General features: G+C 59.9%; 18 protein-coding genes, 1 tRNA gene and 1 pseudogene. 10 read left to right on the forward strand and 10 right to left on the reverse strand.

Annotated elements, in window-relative coordinates; genetic code table 11:
• Nucleotides 1-144 precede the first annotated feature (144 nt).
• The 3 genes from ACP7B3_RS02920 to ACP7B3_RS02930 form a co-directional block, all read right to left on the reverse strand.
• Nucleotides 145-2,313: a PAS domain-containing protein gene (locus ACP7B3_RS02920; RefSeq protein ID WP_426177744.1), complete on the reverse strand. Its 2,169-nt coding sequence runs from the start codon at nt 2,311-2,313 to the stop codon at nt 145-147.
• A 497-nt stretch (nt 2,314-2,810) separates the two neighbouring features.
• Nucleotides 2,811-2,884, reverse strand: a tRNA-Cys gene (locus tag ACP7B3_RS02925).
• 212 nt (nt 2,885-3,096) lie between these two features.
• Complete coding sequence (locus ACP7B3_RS02930) at nt 3,097-5,376, reverse strand: acylase (protein WP_426177746.1); 2,280 nt, start codon at nt 5,374-5,376, stop codon at nt 3,097-3,099.
• Between the two features lie 238 nt (nt 5,377-5,614).
• Here ACP7B3_RS02930 and ACP7B3_RS02935 point away from each other — a divergent pair, with 238 nt between their 5' ends.
• A complete protein-coding gene (locus tag ACP7B3_RS02935) occupies nt 5,615-5,998 on the forward strand; it encodes a fe2+ zn2+ uptake regulation protein (RefSeq protein ID WP_119740169.1) in 384 nt (127 codons plus the stop codon).
• A 9-nt stretch (nt 5,999-6,007) separates the two neighbouring features.
• Here ACP7B3_RS02935 and ACP7B3_RS02940 read toward each other — a convergent pair whose 3' ends face one another.
• Nucleotides 6,008-6,202, reverse strand: coding sequence for a hypothetical protein (locus tag ACP7B3_RS02940; RefSeq protein ID WP_053255884.1), 195 nt, complete (start codon nt 6,200-6,202; stop codon nt 6,008-6,010).
• A 173-nt stretch (nt 6,203-6,375) separates the two neighbouring features.
• On the opposite strand from ACP7B3_RS02940, the gene ACP7B3_RS02945 reads away from it, so the two are divergent.
• On the forward strand, nt 6,376-6,513 hold the full coding sequence (locus ACP7B3_RS02945; RefSeq protein ID WP_164487942.1) for a hypothetical protein: 138 nt from the start codon (nt 6,376-6,378) through the stop codon (nt 6,511-6,513).
• Nucleotides 6,514-6,554: 41 nt separating this feature from the next.
• Here the strand turns inward: ACP7B3_RS02945 and ACP7B3_RS02950 are convergent, their stop codons facing one another.
• The 5 genes from ACP7B3_RS02950 to ACP7B3_RS02970 are packed head-to-tail and all read right to left on the reverse strand — an operon-like array spanning nt 6,555 to nt 10,972.
• Nucleotides 6,555-7,301 (reverse strand): ABC transporter permease, encoded by a 747-nt coding sequence (locus ACP7B3_RS02950; RefSeq protein WP_426178098.1) that lies wholly within the window; start codon nt 7,299-7,301, stop codon nt 6,555-6,557.
• Between the two features lie 11 nt (nt 7,302-7,312).
• Complete coding sequence (locus tag ACP7B3_RS02955; protein ID WP_426177749.1) at nt 7,313-8,512, reverse strand: ABC transporter substrate-binding protein; 1,200 nt, start codon at nt 8,510-8,512, stop codon at nt 7,313-7,315.
• Nucleotides 8,499-9,302, reverse strand: coding sequence for an ABC transporter ATP-binding protein (locus tag ACP7B3_RS02960; protein ID WP_426177751.1), 804 nt, complete (start codon nt 9,300-9,302; stop codon nt 8,499-8,501). Before ACP7B3_RS02960 ends, ACP7B3_RS02955 begins: the two co-directional genes overlap by 14 nt.
• Entirely contained in the window at nt 9,299-10,360 is a 1,062-nt protein-coding gene (locus ACP7B3_RS02965; protein WP_369303067.1) for an acyl-CoA dehydrogenase family protein, read from the reverse strand. The genes ACP7B3_RS02960 and ACP7B3_RS02965 overlap by 4 nt, the downstream gene beginning before the upstream one ends.
• A 51-nt stretch (nt 10,361-10,411) precedes the next feature.
• Nucleotides 10,412-10,972: a carboxymuconolactone decarboxylase family protein gene (locus ACP7B3_RS02970; RefSeq protein ID WP_242198095.1), complete on the reverse strand. Its 561-nt coding sequence runs from the start codon at nt 10,970-10,972 to the stop codon at nt 10,412-10,414.
• Nucleotides 10,973-11,074: 102 nt separating this feature from the next.
• Between ACP7B3_RS02970 and ACP7B3_RS02975 the strand changes: the two genes are divergently transcribed.
• The gene (locus tag ACP7B3_RS02975; protein WP_426177754.1) at nt 11,075-11,980 is read left to right on the forward strand and encodes an AraC family transcriptional regulator; all 906 of its coding nucleotides are present in this window, start codon (nt 11,075-11,077) and stop codon (nt 11,978-11,980) included.
• Here the strand turns inward: ACP7B3_RS02975 and ACP7B3_RS02980 are convergent.
• A pseudogene (locus ACP7B3_RS02980) lies at nt 11,971-12,883 on the reverse strand (LysR family transcriptional regulator). The gene ACP7B3_RS02975 and the pseudogene ACP7B3_RS02980 sit on opposite strands and share 10 nt — an antisense overlap.
• A gap of 120 nt (nt 12,884-13,003) precedes the next feature.
• On the opposite strand from ACP7B3_RS02980, the gene ACP7B3_RS02985 reads away from it, so the two are divergent.
• From ACP7B3_RS02985 to ACP7B3_RS03015, 7 genes are all read left to right on the forward strand, one after another.
• Complete coding sequence (locus ACP7B3_RS02985; protein WP_426177756.1) at nt 13,004-13,999, forward strand: aldo/keto reductase; 996 nt, start codon at nt 13,004-13,006, stop codon at nt 13,997-13,999.
• Nucleotides 14,000-14,142: 143 nt separating this feature from the next.
• A complete protein-coding gene (locus ACP7B3_RS02990; RefSeq protein ID WP_242198102.1) occupies nt 14,143-16,134 on the forward strand; it encodes a methyl-accepting chemotaxis protein in 1,992 nt (663 codons plus the stop codon).
• A 90-nt stretch (nt 16,135-16,224) separates the two neighbouring features.
• A complete protein-coding gene (locus tag ACP7B3_RS02995) occupies nt 16,225-16,683 on the forward strand; it encodes an SRPBCC family protein (protein WP_426177758.1) in 459 nt (152 codons plus the stop codon).
• Between the two features lie 111 nt (nt 16,684-16,794).
• On the forward strand, nt 16,795-17,241 hold the full coding sequence (locus tag ACP7B3_RS03000; protein WP_426177760.1) for a DUF411 domain-containing protein: 447 nt from the start codon (nt 16,795-16,797) through the stop codon (nt 17,239-17,241).
• A 3-nt stretch (nt 17,242-17,244) separates the two neighbouring features.
• Nucleotides 17,245-17,685, forward strand: a complete 441-nt coding sequence (locus ACP7B3_RS03005) for a YqaA family protein (RefSeq protein WP_404483016.1) — start codon at nt 17,245-17,247, stop codon at nt 17,683-17,685.
• 214 nt (nt 17,686-17,899) lie between these two features.
• On the forward strand, nt 17,900-18,913 hold the full coding sequence (locus tag ACP7B3_RS03010) for an alpha/beta fold hydrolase (RefSeq protein WP_426177762.1): 1,014 nt from the start codon (nt 17,900-17,902) through the stop codon (nt 18,911-18,913).
• Nucleotides 18,914-19,015: 102 nt separating this feature from the next.
• Entirely contained in the window at nt 19,016-20,029 is a 1,014-nt protein-coding gene (locus ACP7B3_RS03015; protein ID WP_426177764.1) for an alpha/beta fold hydrolase, read from the forward strand.
• Nucleotides 20,030-20,053 lie beyond the last annotated feature (24 nt).

Consider the following 20,053-nt stretch of genomic DNA (forward strand, 5'->3'; position numbering starts at 1 on the left):
AAGGTAAATTCAGGTTTGTCTAGAAATCACTCAAAGTAATAAAAACAATAGTCTGATATCGCACACAATAAACCTATGAACGCGCACGATCCATTTTGATCTGGCTAAAGTAACCGCTTGTTAAAGATGCCCAATAACATTAACTCACTCAACGGGGCGACCTTCGACAAGTGAAAGGATATGCGAAACCATGTTATCGACTTGAAAAGGCTTGGTGAGCACAGACATCCCTAGAGGCAGTTGTTCGCTCCCTATTATCGAGCTCTCAGCATAGCCCGTGATAAACAAAACCTTGAGATCCGAACGAAACACGCGAGCAGCGTCGGCCATCTGACGTCCATTTAGCCCGCCAGGCAAGCCAACATCTGTGATAAGCAGATCGATTCGTAAGTTAGACTGCAGCAGTTTAAGGCCAGCAACGCTGTCTACTGCCTCGATCGAGACGTAGCCAAGATCGTCCAGAATATCTGAAACCAGCATACGAACAGAGGGCTCGTCGTCAACAACTAATACCGTCCCTCCCTTTATCAGCTCCTGGAGATGCAATCCGGGAGACTCGGGTGTATGCGCTTCAACTACTGTTTCGTCATCATAACGGGGAAGGTAAATATCCACCGCTGTGCCATGCCCTTCCTCTGAACTGATACGAACCTGCCCTCCTGATTGCTGAGCAAATCCATAAATCATGGACAGCCCAAGACCAGTACCTTCGCCGAGAGGCTTGGTGGTGAAGAAAGGCTCAAAGGCCCGGGATATTACTTCAGGCGACATGCCTACACCCGTGTCAATAACACGGAGTGAAAGGTAGTCTCCAGTCGAGACCTGGTGTAGATGTGAATCTTGCCCTTCAATGAACTGATTAGCCGTTTCAATGGTTATTCGACCACCACTAGGCATCGCATCACGTGCATTAATACAAAGATTTAAAAGTGCATTTTCTAACTGTGAGGGATCCACCAAGGTAACCCAAAGCCCCGGCGCACTGATGACTTCCACTGTGATACTAGGGCCAACTGTTCGCTGGATCAGGTCCTGCATTCCATCAACGAGCCGGCCGATATTTGTTGGTCTAGGGTCGAGTGTCTGGCGACGGGAAAAGGCAAGTAGCCGATGGGTTAAAGCGGCGGCACGCTTTGATGCATCCTGAGCTATTGCTATATAACGCCCTATATCGTTAAAGCGCTCCTGGCGTAGTCGTATCAGCATGATTTCCAACGCGCCCGAAATGCCAGCTAGCAGGTTATTAAAGTCGTGTGCTAAGCCACCAGTCAGCTGTCCAACGGCCTCCATTTTTTGAGATTGGCGCAATCTCTCTTGTGCCTTGATCAATTCAGCAGTGCGCTCCGCGACGCGCTGCTCGAGAGTATCATTCAAAGCCCGCAGCTCCGTTATTGCACGATCACGTTCCGCTTCGATGGCCCGCCTACTCTCAACGTCTATGAGAACTCCTGGGAAACGAAGAGGTATACCATCAGGCGAGTGCTCCACGAAACCATTGGCCTCTAGCCAGTAATAACGTCCGTCATCACGCTTCACGCGATACTGATGTGCGTACGCGCCTCCACGCGTTCTGGCGTCGTGAATGGCAGATGCCAAACCTTGCTGATCATCCGGATGAACAGTGGCCACAATTTGAGCGAAAGGGATGCCCACTCGTCCAAGTGCTGGGTCAAGCCCAAATGCGCTAGCGAACGCTTGGTCAACATTGAAAAGGTCCGTTTGCAGGTCCCAGCTCCACGTTCCTATTATTGCACCTGCATCTAATGCAAGCTGCACCCTCTGCACGTTCTCTTGCGCAAGGGCTTCGCTAATGCGAAGACGCTCCTCTGCTGTCCGTCGCTCTGTTACATCGATTACAAATCCTGGGAAACTTATGGGTTCTCCTTGCTCATCGTAATCAACTCGTCCGCTCGCGAGCAGCCAATAATATTTGCCGTCTGAGCGCATCACTCGATATTGATGAGAATAAGCACCACCTAGGACGATGGCCCTTTCAATTGCAGCGTCCAAGCTCGGCCTATCTTCAGGATGAACGTGTTCAAGAACTCTTCCGAGGGGGATTTCAACGTTGACCAGGGCTAGATCAAGTCCAAACGCTTTGGCGAATCCTGCGTCTCCGGTGAAACAGTCTCGCTTTGGGATCCAATTCCAGGTCCCAATAACTCCACCAGCCGTTAAGGCGACACTCAGATGCTCTAAGTCCTGACGAGCGCGCGCGTCACGTTCCATTTGTGCATCGGCCGCAGCTAATCTCGAGCGAAGCGCCTCGTTCTCAGATCTCAGATAATCGGTTTCACTAAACTCACTAGTCATTAGAGTTCACTGCGTCGCCCTGCAGGTGGAGAGATTAAGCCGTCATTGAGATTTGTCTTACCGCAGAAGGTTCACACTACTGCGAGTGAAAATAGAGGGCAACCCCCTCATCACTGACCAATGCAATCCTGTCGTGGCCAAAATTCCATTCTAATGCCGGCTAGCTAGGTAGCACGCATGTTTCCGTGTCAAGAGTAGTCAGGCTGATTGAGTATTAAATGCGGCTGACAGTTGAGCAGTTGCGCCTTAAAAGGACAACTCATTACCGTCTAGTAAGTCATCCATTCTTTTGCGAAAAAGCTCATTTCCTTCAATTTTGAGCCATTTATGAAAGCCTAGCCGCAGAATAATTGAACGCTTGAGCCGTACCCTAAACGCCCAAATTCATCAATGCCGTGCAGGTTGTTGCGGAAGTGATTCGAAAAGATGCGGAAGTGGTAGGCATATCGCAGCAAATAAAAAACCCCGTAGACGTTAATCTACGGGGCTTCTAAGAGTGGAGGCCGAGGTCGGAATCGAACCGGCGTAGGCGGATTTGCAATCCGCTGCATAACCATTTTGCTACTCGGCCTCAAACGACAAATGCCCTGACCGCTGACATTTACCGCATAAAAACTTGAGTGGGCTATAGAACCCTGCCTCTACTCTAACTTATTGAATACATTGAAGTTTTTAATGCTTCGTTGCGTTCGATGGGCGCCATTATGTACTCATTTGCTTTTACCTGCAACCCCTTGATTTCAAAAATATTTCGTATTGGCATCAAGGGGTTGCGCACCTGCCCTACTCCTTGATGAGCTGTTGCTGATACTGCGGGTCAGCCTGGATCTGGGCGTCGGTGAAGGGCAGCGAGCGCAGTTTTTTCTCGGAGAAGGCGCGGGTCTGGTCCTTCGAATACTGGGAGGCGGGGTTGCTGGATTCGGAGAATGCCAATACGCCCAGGGCCTGCGGGCCTTGGTCGTCGAAGGTGACGATTTGCAAATAGCTGGTGCCGCTGACGACTTCGCGTTTGCCATCGGCGCGCGGCACGGTTTGCATGGCGTTGTAGATGCCCAACTGCTGCGGGCCGCCGTGCATCGGGGTTTGGCCGGAGACCTGGATGTCGCCCCAGCGGGTCGACCCAAGCTGGCTCACCGCTGCCGTCGAGGCCAGCATGGCTTCGCGCAGGGCGTTGGCCACGGGTTCGCGCTCGGTGGCCAGCCCACGCGGAGTGGTCAGGGGGTGCGCCGGGTCGAAGGCGACGCGCCAGGCGTCGGGGAGTGCCTGCAGGTGTTCGAACAGATTGATGAAGTGCACCAGGCCGACGCCGCTGTCGAGGTTGGCGTGTTGGTCCCAGTTTTTAAGGCTGGTGCAAAGTGGCTGCAATGTCGCCGCATCCGCGCCGAGGTGGTTGGCGCAGAACGCGAGCAGGTCGGGCATGACTTGGCTGGCGAGGTAGACCTCGTTGTCCATGACCATGTTTTGCAGGTCGGTCACCTTGATCGGTTGTTTGGCCAGCGATTGCAGGCGCTGCAGGGCGAATCGGGCGCGTGGGCCAAGGCCGATGTGATCCTGGCTGATCACCGGCGAAAACCCGGTCAATGGCGCCTTGGGGTTGGCCATCCACGCCGAATCATTGGCGTGTTGCACGTAGTCGGTACGTTCCAGCTGCGGCAGGTCGGCGGCGGCGAAGATGCCGGGTTGGGCGGCACGCGGGTTGATGTCCCAGGCGCAGGCGCTGCGGGATCCGTCGAGCACGATCAGTTGCAGGCCGGCGCGCGGGTCGCTGCATTGCGCAAGTTTGGCCACGCTGACGTTGGGCACCACTGACAGGTTCATGTACAGGCTCTGGCCCTGGTCATCGGCGGCCAGGGTGTTGACCCACGGGATGCCTTGCAGGGTGTGCACCGAGGTTTGCAGCGCCTTGAGGCTGGTAGCGCGGTTCATGGCGTCCCACTGCTGCAGGACGCGGTCGTTGCCCAGGTTGGCGTCGCGCAGGCTGAAGGCGTAGTGGCTGTCCCAATCCAGCTTGCCGGGCCATTGCACCACCGGGCCGAATTGCGAGCTGTACAAGGTATGCGCCTGCGGCCTCAGGCTGCCATCGGCCTGCTTGACCTGCACGGTGACGGAGGTTTTCTCCAGGGGAATGGATTGACCGTCGAGCAGGTAGCGCGTCGAATCCTTGGGATCAAGCGTCAGGCGGTAGAGGGTGAAATGCTTGGACGTGTCGACCGTGTGGGTCCAGGCCACATGCTGGTTGAAGCCGATATTGATCAGCGGCAAGCCTGGCAGCGCGGCGCCCATCACGTCCAGTTGGCCGGGGATAGTCAGGTGCATCTCATAAAAGCGCATGCCGCCCACCCACGGAAAATGCGGGTTGGCCAACAGCATGCCACGGCCATTGAACGAACGATCACGGCCTACGGCGACGGCGTTACTGCCGCGGTCGAGGCTGAAACGTTGCTGGTTGGCAGACGCCTGTTCAAAGGCTTTCAAACCGGGCTTCACACTGGCAGTGACTTGAGGCGGTGTAGCGCCAACCAGGGCTTCGGCGAATTGACCGACACCGCCTTCCACCAGCAGCCTGCGCGTCAGCTTGACCACGTCTTGCGCCACCATCGGTCGAACCCACGCCGCCTGGCATTGTGCCGGCGCGCCCTGCTCTTTCAGGTAGCGGTTGTAGCCCGCGACGTAGCCTTCAATCCGCTGCTGTATCTGTGGCGTCTGGGCGTTCCAGAAGGCGCTCACCGCTTGGGGTGTATTCAGCCAGGTGAAAAACACATCGCTGGCAAGGTTGTTGCGCTCTTCCAGGGTCGCCTGTTCGGGCCCGAAATACTTGGCGCGCTCGCCGCTCACCGTGACCACTTCGTTGGCCAGCAAGCACAGGTTGTCCTGGGCATACGCGTAGCCGATGCCGTAGCCCAGGCCGCGTTCGTCGTTGGCGCGAATGTGCGGCACACCAAACGTGGTGCGGCGAATGTCCGCCGACGCCTGCGTCACTTGCTCGCGCGCCGACGCGGCAACACTGGCCCCCAGCAACAGCCCTGCCACGCACACCCTGGATAACCGGTTGGAAATAATCACGCAAGCTCCACAGTCAAATTGAACACCCTCACAAGGGGCAGCTACCCCACCGTAAGGACGCAATGAACCGGGAATAATTTAGCCGCCGGACGCGTTTATTTAAGGCGTGCGCGCTGTGACAAAGTCGATACCGACAAAATTTCTACATCCAGCACTTCATGATTTCTGTCGCTCGTTCGTCTTATTAGGTAAGAGCGCCATCATTTTCCTGATCAGGCTCTGATAAGGAGTTTTCTGCATGTACAACTCGCAACTGCCCACGGACGGACATTCACCGGCCGCCGACGCCAATTACGGCAGCGGCGGCGCACACGCGTTCGGCAAAGCGCCCGAACAGCAAGGCAACCAGCGTATTCGCCATTTGCTCAAGTGCTTCGGTTTGCGCACCAGCCTGATTCGGCTGAAAGTCATCGACGCCCTCCTCACCGCTGCCGACAACCAGCGCACCCTCGGGGTGCGCGGCGTGCACAGCCATTTGCTGGAGCTGGGCATTCCGTTGTCGTTTCTCAGCGTGCGTGAGGTGCTCAAGCGCCTGTGCAGCGAGGGCGTGATCACCCTCAATGCCGATAAAAGCTACAGCCTCCACGAAGAGGCTGCCAAAGTGCTCGATGGTCGCGCCTGACTGGCGCGATCAGAAGTTGGGCTTGACCTTGCGGCGCATGATGCCGTTGATCACTACCACGGTCACCGCCACGGCAATGGCGATGTACTGGAACGTTTTCTCGCTGATGACCCCAGTGTTCTGCAGGTAGGACAGGCCGAACATCGTCCCCAGCACCACAAGGGAAATCAGAATCGAATATTTCAAACGTTGCTTTTGGGTCATGACGGGGTTCCTGAACCTGATAAATGTATCCACTTTGTATCGCCTAACATGCCAAGCACATACCCAGTGACGGGGATGGATGAGGGTCGGCAGGGTCGTATGTTACAGGCGATGAAAAAGTTTGGCTTGTCCCACGCCTGATTGACCTTGTGAGCACCCTAGAGGATTTTCAAATGTTACGTCGAATCACACTGCTGATTCCATTGCTGATCATGCTGAGCATGAGCGGCTGCTTCTTTTTCCCACACGGCGGCGGTGGCGGCTGGCACGATCATCGCTACGACGGCGGCCCAGGCTACGAGCACCGCTGATCGCGCCTGCGCCCCGTTTTCCAGCCCGGAAAACGGGGCGCTCAGCCAGCGTGCACCCAGCGCTGATGCAACCAACGCGCGAACGCATCCAGGGCAAACCCCAGTAGCCCGATCAGCAGCACCATGGCCATCAGTTCCGAATAGGCCAGACGGTCCCGAGTGTCGAGGATGTAGTACCCCAGCCCCGCACTGACCCCAAGCATTTCGCACGGCACCAGCACGATCCACAAGATACCGATGGCCAGGCGCACGCCGGTCAGCACATGCCCCACCACGCCGGGGATGATCACCCGCCGCAAGGTTTCCCAGCGCGTAGCGCTCAAACTCTTACTCAACTGCAGCCAACGCGGGTCCAGCTGACGCACGCCGGCAGCGGTGTTGAGCATGATCGGCCACACAGCCGCGAAGGCCAGCAGAAAATAGATCGGCTGGTCGCCCACGCCCATCAACATCACCACGATAGGCATCCACGACAGCGGTGAAATCATCCGCAGAAACTGGAAGGCCGGCGTGGTAGCCGCCTCCAGATTGCGCGAGCTGCCCACCAGCAGGCCCAGTGGCACGCCTACCCACAACGCGAGAAACAGGCCGACGAAAATACGCTTCAGGCTGACCGCGATGTGCAGGTAAAGCTCGCTGCGCCCGAGCAGTTCCCACAAGCTGCTGAAGGTCGCCGCCACTGAAAAGCGCGTCGACAACCCGTCGGCGTCGCCCAATACCTTGAAGCCCAGCCACCACAAAAACAGCAAGCCTGCCAAGCCACTCAGCCCCAGCAACCAGCCCGGGATTCTGCCTTTACTCAAGCGCCAATCTCCTCGTGCCGTTCGTAGCCATCCGGCAAACCGAAGGTCTTCATGCCGCCCACCGATTCGATGGCGTTACGCACAAAACGGTCGTCGACCAAGTCTTTGGCAACGAACGCCGGATCGAGGTCGGCGAGGAATTTTTTGTCGCCTTCAATCAGCGTGCCCTTCAAGCGCCGCACCAGTTCCTCGGTGTAGCTGGGGAATGGGTAGGGCTGAAAGTCGATGCGGTGTTCGTCCCAATTGGCATGCTGGATCGCACCGTCGGCCAAATAGGCAGCACGGTCGGCGGCAGCCGGCGCGAGGACTTTGCTCAAGACCGGCTCAGCGTGTGGCGTGTAGCGATTCGGGCCGTCTTTGGACAGCAGCTTCACCGCCTCTTCACGGTTGTCGCGCGTCCAGACCTGGGCCTTGACGATCGCATTCACGACCTTTTGCGACCATTCGGGGCGGTTGGTCAGGTCATGTTCATGCATGAACACCACGCAACACGCATGGTTGCGCCACACGTCGCCGGTAAAGCGCTGCACCCGGCCGACCTTGAGGTTTTCTGCCAGGGCGTTGAACGGCTCGGCGACGATATAGCCGTCGATGCGTTTGCTGGCCAGGGCCGGCGGCATGTCGGAAGGCGGCAACACGATGAGGTTGACCTCGTTGGCGGCAATCGCGCTGCCGGCAGCGCGCGCCACGGGCGTCAAGCCGTTATCACGAAACAACTGCTGCACGACTACGTTGTGGATCGAGTACCAGAATGGAATCGCCACCGACTTGCCGCCCAGTTGCTTGACGTCGGTAATGCCCGGCGACACGGTCAGACCGGAACCGCCGACGTGGTTCCAGGCCACAACCTTGGCAGGCACCTTGCTGCCATAGCGCGCCCACACCGTCATCGGCGACAACAGGTGAATCACGTTGACCTGTCCCGAAATGAACGCCTCGATCACCTGGGCCCAACTGCGCAGCAGCACCGGGCGCTCGGCCTTGATGCCTTCGGCTTCGAACAGGCCGTTGTTGTGTGCGACCAACAGCGGCGTGGCGTCGGTGATCGGCAAGTAACCGATGCGTACCGGCGCGTCCGGCTCGCTGGCGGCGCGCGCCTGCAAACTGCTCAGCAACGGCATGGCACCGGCGGCACTGAGCACCGCCGAGAGTTTGAGAAAGTCACGGCGCGAGTGAGTGAGGTCATCCAGACACATGGTTGGGCTCCAGCAGTTCAAGAGGGTTGGGTTGAGGGCGGCTCGCCTGCCGTAAGGTTTTCAGAATGTCGATACGCAGCGTGCCGATGGCCTCGACCTGTTCTTCACGCGGCTGTGGCAGGTCAATCTGCCACTCGCCCAAAGTGCGCGCCGGGCGGTTGCCCAGAAGCAGGATACGGTCGGACAGCAGCAGCGCCTCATCGATGTCGTGGGTGATCAGCACCGCCGCCGAACCTTGCTCGCGGTTGACCTTGAGCAGCAGGTGTTGCATATCGGCGCGGGTGACTTCATCCAACGCGCCGAACGGCTCATCCAGCAACAGCACCTGTGGCTGGCGTGCCAGGCAGCGGGCCAACGCGGTGCGCTGGGCCATGCCGCCGGACAATTGCGCCGGAAACTGTTGGCGGGCGTGTTCCAGCCCCACCGCAGCAATGGCGTGGTCAACGCGACGGCGCCGCTCCTCGGTGCTCAAGTGCGGCTGGCGGGCGAAATCCAGGCCAAATGCGACGTTCTTTTCCAGGCTCAGCCAGGGCAACAGGCTGGGGTCTTGAAACGCCACTGCAACGCGTGGATGCGGGCCATTCAAGGGCTCGCTCAGCACGCGCACGCTACCGCCCTGGGGCGCCTGCAAACCGGCAAGCACACGCAACAGGCTGGATTTGCCGACGCCGCTGGGGCCCAGGATCGATACCACCTCGCCTGGTTGCAGCTGCAAATCAAACCCTTGCAACACCGGGCCGCTGGCATACCCAAGGCAAATGCCCTCGGCCGTCAATACCGCCTGGTTCATAGAGTGGCCTGGCGATGCAACTCGGTGCGCAACTGCACCAGGCTTGGCGTCACGATCGGCACAAAGGCCGATTCACGCCAACGCCGTGCAAAACCGCTGCCGTGGGCGGTGAGGTAGGCCTTGCCGCCGCTGGCTTGCAGTTCAAGCTGCACGGCACTGGCGGCGGTTTCTGCGAGGGCAATCCGCAGCTTGAACAGCGGCACGGGCTCGGCCGCAAAGCGCCCGGCGAGCAGGCCCTTTTTCAGGTCGTTGACCAAGTGATCCAGGGTTACCCGCAACGCTTCCAACTCATCGCGCAACACCGTGCGACTCGACCCCAGGTGGTTGGCCACCTCCGCCAGCGAACGACGGGCCAGGCCAATGGACATGCCGCATTGCAAGCCCAGAAACGCCGGGCGCACGGCCGGCAGGAACTTGCGCGCATCTTCATGCAACAACCACTCACGGCTCAGCTCGACGCCTTCGAGCCCCAGTGCTGCGGTATTGCTCGACTGCAACCCCATCAGTTCCAGGTCGCGCGAGCGTTGCAAGCCGGCAACCGAATCGGGAATCGCCAGGATAAACGGCGCACCGCCGGCGGCATGCTCGATGGCGGCGGCCGCGACAAAGCCGTTCTTGCGTAAATTGGTCACCCAATGCAGGCGGCCGTTGAGGGTCCAGCCGTCTTCGGTCGGCTCGGCGCTGATTTGCAGGGTCTCGATGCCCGACAAAAACTTCATCGCATTCGACAGGCCGGTAGCCCCGGCCAGCTTGCCGCTGAGCAAGTCCGGCAACAGGTGCTCGCGCAGCCGCTCGTTGGGGCTTTGCAGCAAATATTCGATAAAGGAACGCTGGCCCCAGCAGACAAATGCCGCCGCCAGGGAATGGCTGGCGACATTGGCGATGGCGTCAACCGCGCCGGTGACATCGCCGCCCAGGCCACCCAGCGCTTTGGGCACGCCGATACGCAAGACATTGGACTCTGCCAGCCTTGGCAGCACTTCCTGTGGATCGCAACTGCCCACATCCAGGGCCTGCGCTTGAACATCGAGCCAACGGCTCAAGATTGGGTCAAGCATTCATGTTTCTCCTTGTTACAGCAGGTGGACCATCGCCGATGCATGCGCGCTTCAGCTTGCCGGTTTTTCCCAACGGTATTGCGCCAGCTCCGGGTTCAGCGGCGTGCGGGCAAACACGTTAGCGAAGTTGCACAGGGTTGCCAGGCTCACGCCCAAAATAACTTCCAGGGCCTGGCCTTCGGAATAACCGGCAGCACGGAACGCCTCGAAGCCTGCATCGCTGACGTCACCGCGCGTGGCGATCACTTCGCGCGTGAAGGCGGCGAGTGTCTCATAGCGGGCATTGGGCAGTTCGCCGCGCTGGCGCAGGGCATCAATCACGTCTTCAGGCAGCTTGGCCTTGTTGCGCGCCACGGCAGTGTGGCCGGCAACGCAAAAATCACACCCGTGGGTGGTGGCGGCAATCAGTTGCACCACTTCGCGGTCGGCCAGGCTCAATTCTGCCTTGGCGTTGAGGCCCGAAACCGTGATGTAGGTTTCCAGCGCAGCCGGTGCGTTGGCCAATACGGCGAGCAGATTAGGGATGAAACCCGAGGCCTTCAGGGCATTTTCGAGAAAAGGTTTGGCGGCTTGCGGCGCGGTTTCGGGGGTGAGCAACGGTACACGGGACATGGAGTGGTCTCCTGATGGATTCGTGTATCCAGTCTGTTGGTTATAAAAAATCGCCTCAATAGGCTAAAGTAGCGATTACTTGCTCTTGAGTCTTTCCGTTAGATGAATTCGTCCAGTGCACTTGTCGATTGGTTATTAGACAGCCTCGAACTCAACACCAGTTTGTTCCATGTCGGCCGCTATTGCGGTGACTGGCATGCGAGCACGCATGGGCTGGCGAGGGCGAGCTTTCACCTGATCGTTCAGGGCCAATGCTGGCTGCATATCGATGACGAATCCACCCCCCTGCTGCTGAACAATGGCGACGCGGTGTTTCTGTTGCGCGATTTGGCCTATCGCCTGTCGGGCGAGGCCACGGCCGCCGGCGCGCGCGAGTGCCCGCGCCGGCCGATGCTGCCACTGGACAGCCTGGCCAGCGATGGCGTGGGCCTGGTCTGCGGGTTCTTTCATTTTCATTCGGGCTTGTCGGCGATGATCGTCGACACCCTGCCCGCCTGGATCATCCTGCGTGCCGGCGACCCGTCCCTGATCGCCGCACGCAACCTGTTCGAACTGATCCTGCAAGAGTGCGAGCGTACGCCGGCGCCCTCTTCGGCCTTGCTTGAACGTCTTTGCCACCTGCTGTTTCTGTATGTGCTGCGTCAACAGGTCATCGACAACACCGAATTGGGCGGCCTCGCCGCACTGGGCCGGCAACCGGCGTTCGCCAACCTGCTGGAACAATTGATCGCACACCCCGCCGATGCCTGGACGCTGGAAAGCATGGCCGCCTGCACCGGGCTGTCGCGTTCGGCGTTTTTCAAGCGGTTTAACGAGTTGTGCGGGCAGTCGCCGGGGCAGGTGCTGTTGATGATGCGCATGCGCCACGCCTGCCAGCTGTTCAAGGAAGACCAGACCGTGGCGGATGTGGCACTGGCCGTGGGTTATCAATCGGTGGCGGCGTTTACCCGAGCGTTTTACAAAGTCACCGGGCAGCAACCCGGCGCCTACCGCAAGGCTCAAGTCTGACGTTGCAACCCGTTGCCCGGCCGCGCGCACAGCTCCACCAGCCAATCGACCAATACCCGCACCCGGGGTGACAGCTGGCGATGCGGCGGGTACAGCGCCGTCAGCGGTAGTTGCGGCGGCTTGATCGCGGCCAATACCTCCACCAGGCTGCCCGCCCGCAGTTGCTGCATGACGTGGTAATAAGGCGTCTGCACCAGGCCATAGCCCGCTTCGCAGGCAGCGAGGTAACCATCGGCACTGTTGACGGCAACCTGCTTGGGCAGGTCCACCAGGCGCAGCGCCTGCCCTACTTGAAACTCCAGGCCATAGCGCTTGCCACTGCTGCTGGAGAAGTATTTCACCACCTGGTGGCCGGCCAGCTCTTCAAGGTTGGCGGGCACGCCGAAACGCTGCAGGTACGCGGGGCTGGCACAGGTCACCTGATCCATCATTGCCAGCGGACGCGCCACCAGCGAGTCGTCCAGCGCCAGGCCACCGCGCAGCACGCAGTCCACACCTTCGCGAATCAGGTCGACCGGGCGGTCGTTGAGGCCGATTTCCAGGTCGATGTTCGGGTAGCAAGCGGAAAATTCCGGCAGTGCGGGTATGACCAAAAATCGGCCGATGCCCGAGGGCATATCGATGCGTAATGTGCCACGCGGGCTGCTTCGGGTAGCGAACACCGCTTCGGTCTCTTCAAGGTCTGCCAGCAAGCTGACGCAGCGCTGGTAGTACGCGGCGCCATCCAGCGTCGGGCTGACTTGCCGGGTGGTGCGCTGCAACAACTGCACGCCCAGGTGCGCTTCCAGTTGCTTGATCAGGATAGTCACCGAGGCGCGTGGCAGTTGCAGGCTGTCGGCGGCCTTGGCAAAGCCACCCAGTTCGACGATCCGGGTACACGCGCATGGCGTTAAATCGGTCCAAAGCCAGGTTCTCCCGGGGCATTGTTTAGAAAATCCTAATAGTGATAGCGGTTTTAGCCGCTTTATCCCTCAGTTGTCGAGGAGAACAATGGGGGCCTTTCCCCTCCAAGGAGCTGCCCCGATGCATACTCGTCAACTCGGCAAAAACGGCCCTCACGTCAGCGCCATCGGCCTGGGCTGCATGGGCATGACTGATTTCTACACCACCGGCACCGATACCCAGGAAGCGATTGCAACCTTGCACCGCGCCCTGGAGTTGGGCGTCACCTTGCTCGACACCGCCGACATGTATGGCCCTCACACCAATGAGGCGCTGATCGGCAACGCCATCGCCGGCAAACGCGACCAGGTGTTTCTGGCGAGCAAATTTGGCTTTGTGCGTGACCCGGCCAACCCGTCGGCGCGCGGTGTGAATGGCCGCCCCGAGTACATTCGCGAGGCCATTGACGGCACCTTGAAACGTCTGGGCATCGAAACGCTGGACCTCTACTACCAGCACCGCGTTGACCCCGACGTGGCAATCGAAGAAAGCGTCGGCGCGATGGCCGAGCTGGTCAAGCAAGGCAAGGTGCGTTACCTGGGCCTGAGTGAAGCCTCCGCGGCCAGCCTGGAGCGCGCGCACAAGGTGCACCCGATCAGCGCCCTGCAAAGTGAATATTCACTGTGGAGCCGCGACCAGGAAGACAATGGGTGCCTGGCGGCCTGCCAGCGCCTGGGCATCGCCTTTGTGCCTTACAGCCCGCTGGGGCGCGGGTTTCTCACCGGCGCGCTGAACAGTCCGGAGGACTTCGCCGCCGACGACTACCGCCGCTCCAGCCCGCGCTTTCAAGGTGAGAACTTTGCCAAAAACCTGCTGCTGGTGGAGCAAGTGAAAGCGCTGGCTGCGCAAAAAGGCGTGACAGCCGGGCAACTGGCGCTGGCCTGGGTGCTGGCGCAGGGTGATTACCTGATCCCGATTCCAGGCACCAAGCAGCGCAAATACCTGGAAGAAAACGTGGCGGCCCTGGATATCAGCTTGAGCCCTGCCGAATTGGCGGCGCTGACGTCGATCTTCCCGTCGGGCGCTACTGCGGGTTTGCGCTACACCGAGGCATCAATGGGCCTGGTGAATAAATAGCCCATGTGGTGGGTGCACCGGCTTACGGTGCGCCCTGACTTTTCTTGCACGATGGTACCTCAAGCTCCTCCTTGCCAAGCCGATAGCCCGATGAAGCTCTAACACAGCCGCGTCAATAATAAACGCTTCGTAAGGACGACCTCATGCCCCCACTGCGCTCCATCCAAACCCGCTATACCCTGTTTCTGGTGCTGTTCGTCCTGGTGTTATCTGTGTTGACGGTTGTGGGGATCGGCCAGTTGGTCGCGCCCCAGCTGCGGCACACTGAAGAACAGGTGGTGCTCAACCGCATCGCGGAAGTAGCCGAACAGATTCAGGGCGAACTGAACAAGGTTCAGGCCCAGCAACGCAGCATCACCCAGACCATTCCCCTGCTCGACAGCGATGCCATCGACAAAGTCCTGCCCGGCCTGGTGGACCAGTACGGCGAGCTGAAAGTCTTCGGCGGTGGCATCTGGCCACTGCCGAATCAGCGCACGCCGGGGCGCAACAAGCACAGCACGTTCTGGCACCGCGATGCGTCGGGCAAGCTGGCGGTCAATACCTTCTGGAACAGCGACGCGGCGCCCAATTACTACGATCAGAGCTGGTACAAAGGCGGTCTCGCCTCACCGCGTGGCCAGTGCGCCTGGGCGGCGGCTTACAAAGACGACGCCAGCCAGGAGCCACGCACCAACTGCGCCATGGCCATCCAGCGCGACGGTGCTGCCTACGGTGTTGCCACCATTGACGTAACCCTGGGTTTCTTCAATGACCTGGTCGCCAGCAAAGAGAAAGACATCGGCGGGCAGATGCTGATCGTCGAAGGCGACGGCAAGATCATCAGCAACAGCACGCGCCTCAGCGGCCCGGTGGTGTTGAAAAACATCAGCGAATTGGCTGGCACCTCGGCGTTTGCCGCTCAGGTCAGCAAGGCCCTCGCCCACCGCGACCAGGCCCAGCGCGCCGAATTCGACAACCAGGGCGTGGCCAGCACCTTCTACATGCGCCCAATCGAGGGCACGCCCTGGTTCCTCGCCACCGCCCTGCCGACTTCGCTGATCACCGCACAGCGTGATGATGTGCTCGGCAGCCTGGCCCTGTTGCAAATTCCCATGGTGTTGCTGCTGGTGCTGCTGGCGTTCTATGCCATCCGCCAACTGGTGCAGCGCATGAAGTCGCTGAGCATCAATATCGACGCGCTGTCTGCCGGCGATGCCGACCTGACGCGCCGCATCACCATCCGTGCCGAAGATGAAATGGGCGCCATCGGCCACTCGGTGAACCACTTCATCATCTACCTGCAAAACATGATCGGCGAAGTGACCCAGGCCACGGGCGCGATGTCGACGGGGCTTGAGCAATTGCAGCAGACCTCGGCGCACACCAACCGGATTCTGGTGCGGCATGCGTCGGAGACCGATCAAACGGTCACGGCCATCACCGAAATGAGCTCCACCGCCGACACCGTGGCGCAGAACGCCGCTGAAACCGCCTCCTTCACCCAGCGCGCCAACGAACACGCGGACCGCTCACGGGTGGTGGTCGGAGAAGCCTCCACCAGCGTCAGCGCGTTGATCGGCGAAGTGGCAAGCGCCACCCACACCGTGGAAAACATGCGCCAGGACGCTGCTCGCATCACCGAAACCCTCGGTGTGATCGGCGCAATTGCCGGCCAGACCAACCTTCTGGCGTTGAACGCCGCGATTGAAGCGGCGCGGGCCGGTGAGCAAGGCCGTGGTTTTGCGGTGGTGGCCGACGAAGTTCGGGCGCTGGCGGCACGCACCCAGGCCAGCACCTCGCAGATCAACGAAATGCTCGCACGCCTGACCACCGGGGTCAGTTCGTCGGTGACCGCCATGGAAAACACCCAGGCCAGTTGTCAGTCGGCCGCGGATGCTACCGCGCGGGTCAACACGGGCCTGGACGAGATGGCTGGCTCGGTCAGCCATATCAACAACCTCAGCACTCAGATCGCCACCGCCGCCGAGCAGCAAAGCGCGGTGACCGAGGAGATCAACCGCAGCATGGTGCAGATCCGACATATGGTCGAAGAACTGGTGGAAAGTGGCCACGCCACTGAAACCAATACGCAGAGCCTGCTGGATGCCAATGGCCGAGTGATTGCGTTGATGAGTCGCTTCAAGGTGCGCTGATAAATGCATGAAACACTCCCGTGCAAAACACGGGAGTGGGACTATCCTGACAGCTCCTAGTGCAAAGTCTCGCCACACAGGAGGTGTGTCATGCACGCTGTCGAGCATTCGAGCCGCTTGGAGCGGATCATTCAGGAACGGTTTATCCAAGCCCCCATTGACGTCGTTTACGACTACGTGACCCAGCCTGACCGCTGGCACGAGTGGCACCCCACTTCCCTCAGTGCCGACACCGGCACCACCGGCTCACTCCCGGCCGGCACCCGCTTTACCGAAGTCATCGACCTGCTGGGTGTGCGTGTGCCCATGAGCTATCGCGTGCAAATCGCCCGCCATCCGACTGAGTTCAAGACCGTGTTCACTTCCCTGGCCGTGGACGGCGCCATTCACTATTTCTTGCAGCCCCATCACGGTGGCACGCTGTTCAAGCGCGTATTGACCTACGAAACCGAGCTGCAACTGGCCACCTTGCATGAGCGCATGGTCGAGCTGTCCGACGTTGCCCTGGACCAGCTCAAGCATCGGCTGGAAAACGCGCCCTTCGTATAATTTGGAAACATTACTGGCACCTCCTCCGACCTGTAGACGCTGGCTTGCCTGCGATGACGTCGTCATGATCGCCCCCATTCCCGACGACGTCCTCTTGCTCACGAGACCCGCATGAAAAACCCATTGCGACTGGCCCTGCTTTCAGCCCTGCTCACCTCCAGCCTGGCCCAGGCTGCCGAGCTGATCCCTATCGACGTGCACCGCGACGCCAACTGCGGTTGCTGCAAAAAGTGGATCAGTCACCTGCAAAGCAACGGGTTCAAGGTCAACGACCATGTCGAAGCCGACATGAGTGCCGTCAAGCAGCGCCTGGGCGTGGCACCGCGCCTGGGGTCGTGCCACACCGCCGTGATCGAAGGCAAGTTCGTCGAAGGCCATGTGCCCGCCGAACAAGTGCTGGCCTTGCGCAAACGCGACGACTTGCTCGGCATCGCGGCGCCGGGCATGCCCATGGGGTCACCGGGGATGGAGATGGACGGCAAACGCGACGCCTATCAGGTCATCGGCCTGACCCGCGAAGGCAAAGACGTGGTGGTGGCCGACTACCCGGCCCATTGAGTCATGCTCACCGGTTACCTGGGCCTCTTCTTCGCCGCCTTCGGTGCCGCCACGCTGTTGCCGATGCAATCGGAGGCGGTGCTGGTGGGCCTGTTGATCAGCGGCCATTACAGCCTGTGGTGGCTGCTCGCGCTCGCCACCGTTGGCAACGTACTGGGCTCGGTGGTGAATTGGTGGCTGGGGCGCTCGGTCGAGCGTTTCAGGGCGCGGCGCTGGTTTCCGGTCAGCCCGCGGCACCTGGAAAAGGCGCGCGCACACTACCAACGCTGGGGGCATTGGTCGTTGTTGCTCAGTTGGGTGCCGATTATCGGCGACCCGCTGACCCTGGTGGCTGGCGTCATGCGTGAACCGTTCTGGCGCTTTCTGCTGCTGGTCAGCGTGGCCAAGGGCGCGCGATACGCGGTGCTGGCGCTCGTGACGCTGAGCCAGCTCACGCACCGGTAACGCGGGACCATTGGTCGACACTGTCAAATCTGACAGCTAGACGCGAGCCCGGTCGGCCCTTAATTTCCTACGTATACGCACGGTTATGCGGACATTCCCCGTAAGAATCTTCTGTTTATCCGCGCCGTTGAGCTGTGCCCATCGGCCGGTCCAAGGGGTTAATCCTCGATTAATCGCTTGCCGACAGCATCCGATTTTCACTGCGGAGCCCACCATGCACGCCAAGCGTATGTTCTATCTCACCGGCCTGTTACTCACCGCAACCCTGACTGGCTGCGCCACCGGCAAACACGACACCTACGGTCCCGAACTGCAGGGGTTCAAATACCCCTACCCGGTGGCACGGTTCAAATTCGTGTCCCAAGGCCAAACCGTGCAAATGGGCTACATGGACGTCGCCCCCAAAGGCACGCCCAATGGCCGCAGCATTGTGCTGATGCACGGCAAGAACTTCTGCGCCGCCACCTGGGAGGGCTCGATCAAACCGCTCAGCGAAGCCGGTTACCGAGTGGTGGTGCCGGACCAGATCGGTTTTTGTACCTCCAGCAAGCCTGATCACTACCAATACAGCTTCCAGCAACTGGCGATCAACACCCATCAATTGCTGCAAAAGCTCGGCATTCAAAAAGCCACGGTCCTCGGCCATTCCGCCGGCGGCATGCTCGCCACCCGCTACGCCTTGCTCTACCCACAGCAAACCGAGCAACTGGTGATGGTCAACCCCATCGGGCTGGAGGACTGGAAAGCCCTCGGCGTGCCCTACCGTACCGTCGACCAGTGGGCTCAATCGGAGAGCCGGCTGACCTACCAAAGCGTGCGCGCCTATCAACAGCGCCATTACTACGCGGGGCGCTGGGAACCGGCCTTCGACCGTTGGGTGGACATGCTGGTCGGCCTCACCAATGGCTCCGGCCACACAGAGGTCGTGCGCAATTCCGCGGCGCTGTACGACATGCTCTTCACCCAGCCGGTGTACTACGAGTTCAAAAACCTGCAGGTGCCGACGCTGCTGCTGATTGGCACCGAGGACACCACGGCCCTCAACAGTGACCTGGCGTCGCCACAAGTGCAGGCGAAAATCGGCAACTACAAGGTGCTGGGCAAGCAAGTCGCCCAGTTGATCCCTCGTGCCACGCTGGTGGAATTCGACGGCCTGGGCCACTCGCCGCAAGTGGAAGACCCTGAACGGTTCAACGCAGCGCTGCTGCAGGGTTTGAGCGCGCCTTGAAGCGATCACCGCTGGGGCGCTGGTTGGTCACGCAGCGCTCCGTTAATCCTCGCTTAATCCCGTCGCCACAGCATCCGAGACACTGTTTTCGGAGCCTGCCCCATGACGTTGATCCGCTCACTGTGCGCTGCCAGCCTGTTGCTGAGCACTGCCGTCCCCGCCTTCGCCGCCACTGAAGGCCCCGCCTATGGCCCCGAGTTGCAAGGCTTCAAGTACCCCTATCCCGTCGAGCATTTCAACTTTCAGTCGCAAGGCAAAAGCCTGCAGATGGGTTATATGGACGTGCCCGCCCAAGGCAAGGCCAACGGGCGCAGCGTGGTACTGATGCATGGCAAGAACTTTTGCGGCGCCACCTGGGATGAATCGATTAAAGCCTTGAGCGGCGCCGGTTACCGGGTGATCGCGCCCGACCAGATCGGCTTCTGCACGTCCAGCAAGCCCGACCACTACCAATACAGTTTCCAGCAACTGGCGCTCAATACTCACCAACTGCTGGAAAAACTCGGCATTCAAAAGGCCACCATCGTCGGCCATTCCACCGGCGGCATGCTTGCCACCCGCTATGCGCTGCTGTACCCGGCGCAAACCGAGCAGCTGGCGCTGGTCAACCCGATCGGCCTGGAAGACTGGAAAGCGCTGGGCGTGCCCTATCGCAGCGTTGACCAATGGTATGCACGCGAGCTGAAACTGAGCGCCGACGGCATTCGCCAGTATGAACTCAACACTTACTACGTCGGGCGCTGGAAGCCTGAGTACGACCGTTGGGTCGACATGCTCGCCGGGTTGAACAAAGGCCCGGGGCACACCCAGGTGGCATGGAACTCGGCGTTGATTTACGACATGATCTTCACCCAGCCGGTGTACTACGAGTTCAAGGATTTGCAGATGCCCACGCTGCTGCTGATCGGCACGTCCGATACCACCGCCATCGGCAGCGATATCGCGCCGCCAGCGATCAAGGCCAGGCTCGGTCATTACGACGTGCTCGGCAAGCAAGTGGCCAAGTTGATTCCCCGCGCAACCCTGGTGGAATTCCCGGGCCTTGGGCACGCGCCGCAGATGGAAGAGCCGGTGAAGTTTAATCAGACGCTGTTGCAGGGGTTGAACGCCCTTTAATCCAACCTTTTTCGAGGCACTCGT

Source organism: Pseudomonas sp. TWRC1-2 (assembly GCF_049896685.1).
Lineage (GTDB): Bacteria > Pseudomonadota > Gammaproteobacteria > Pseudomonadales > Pseudomonadaceae > Aquipseudomonas.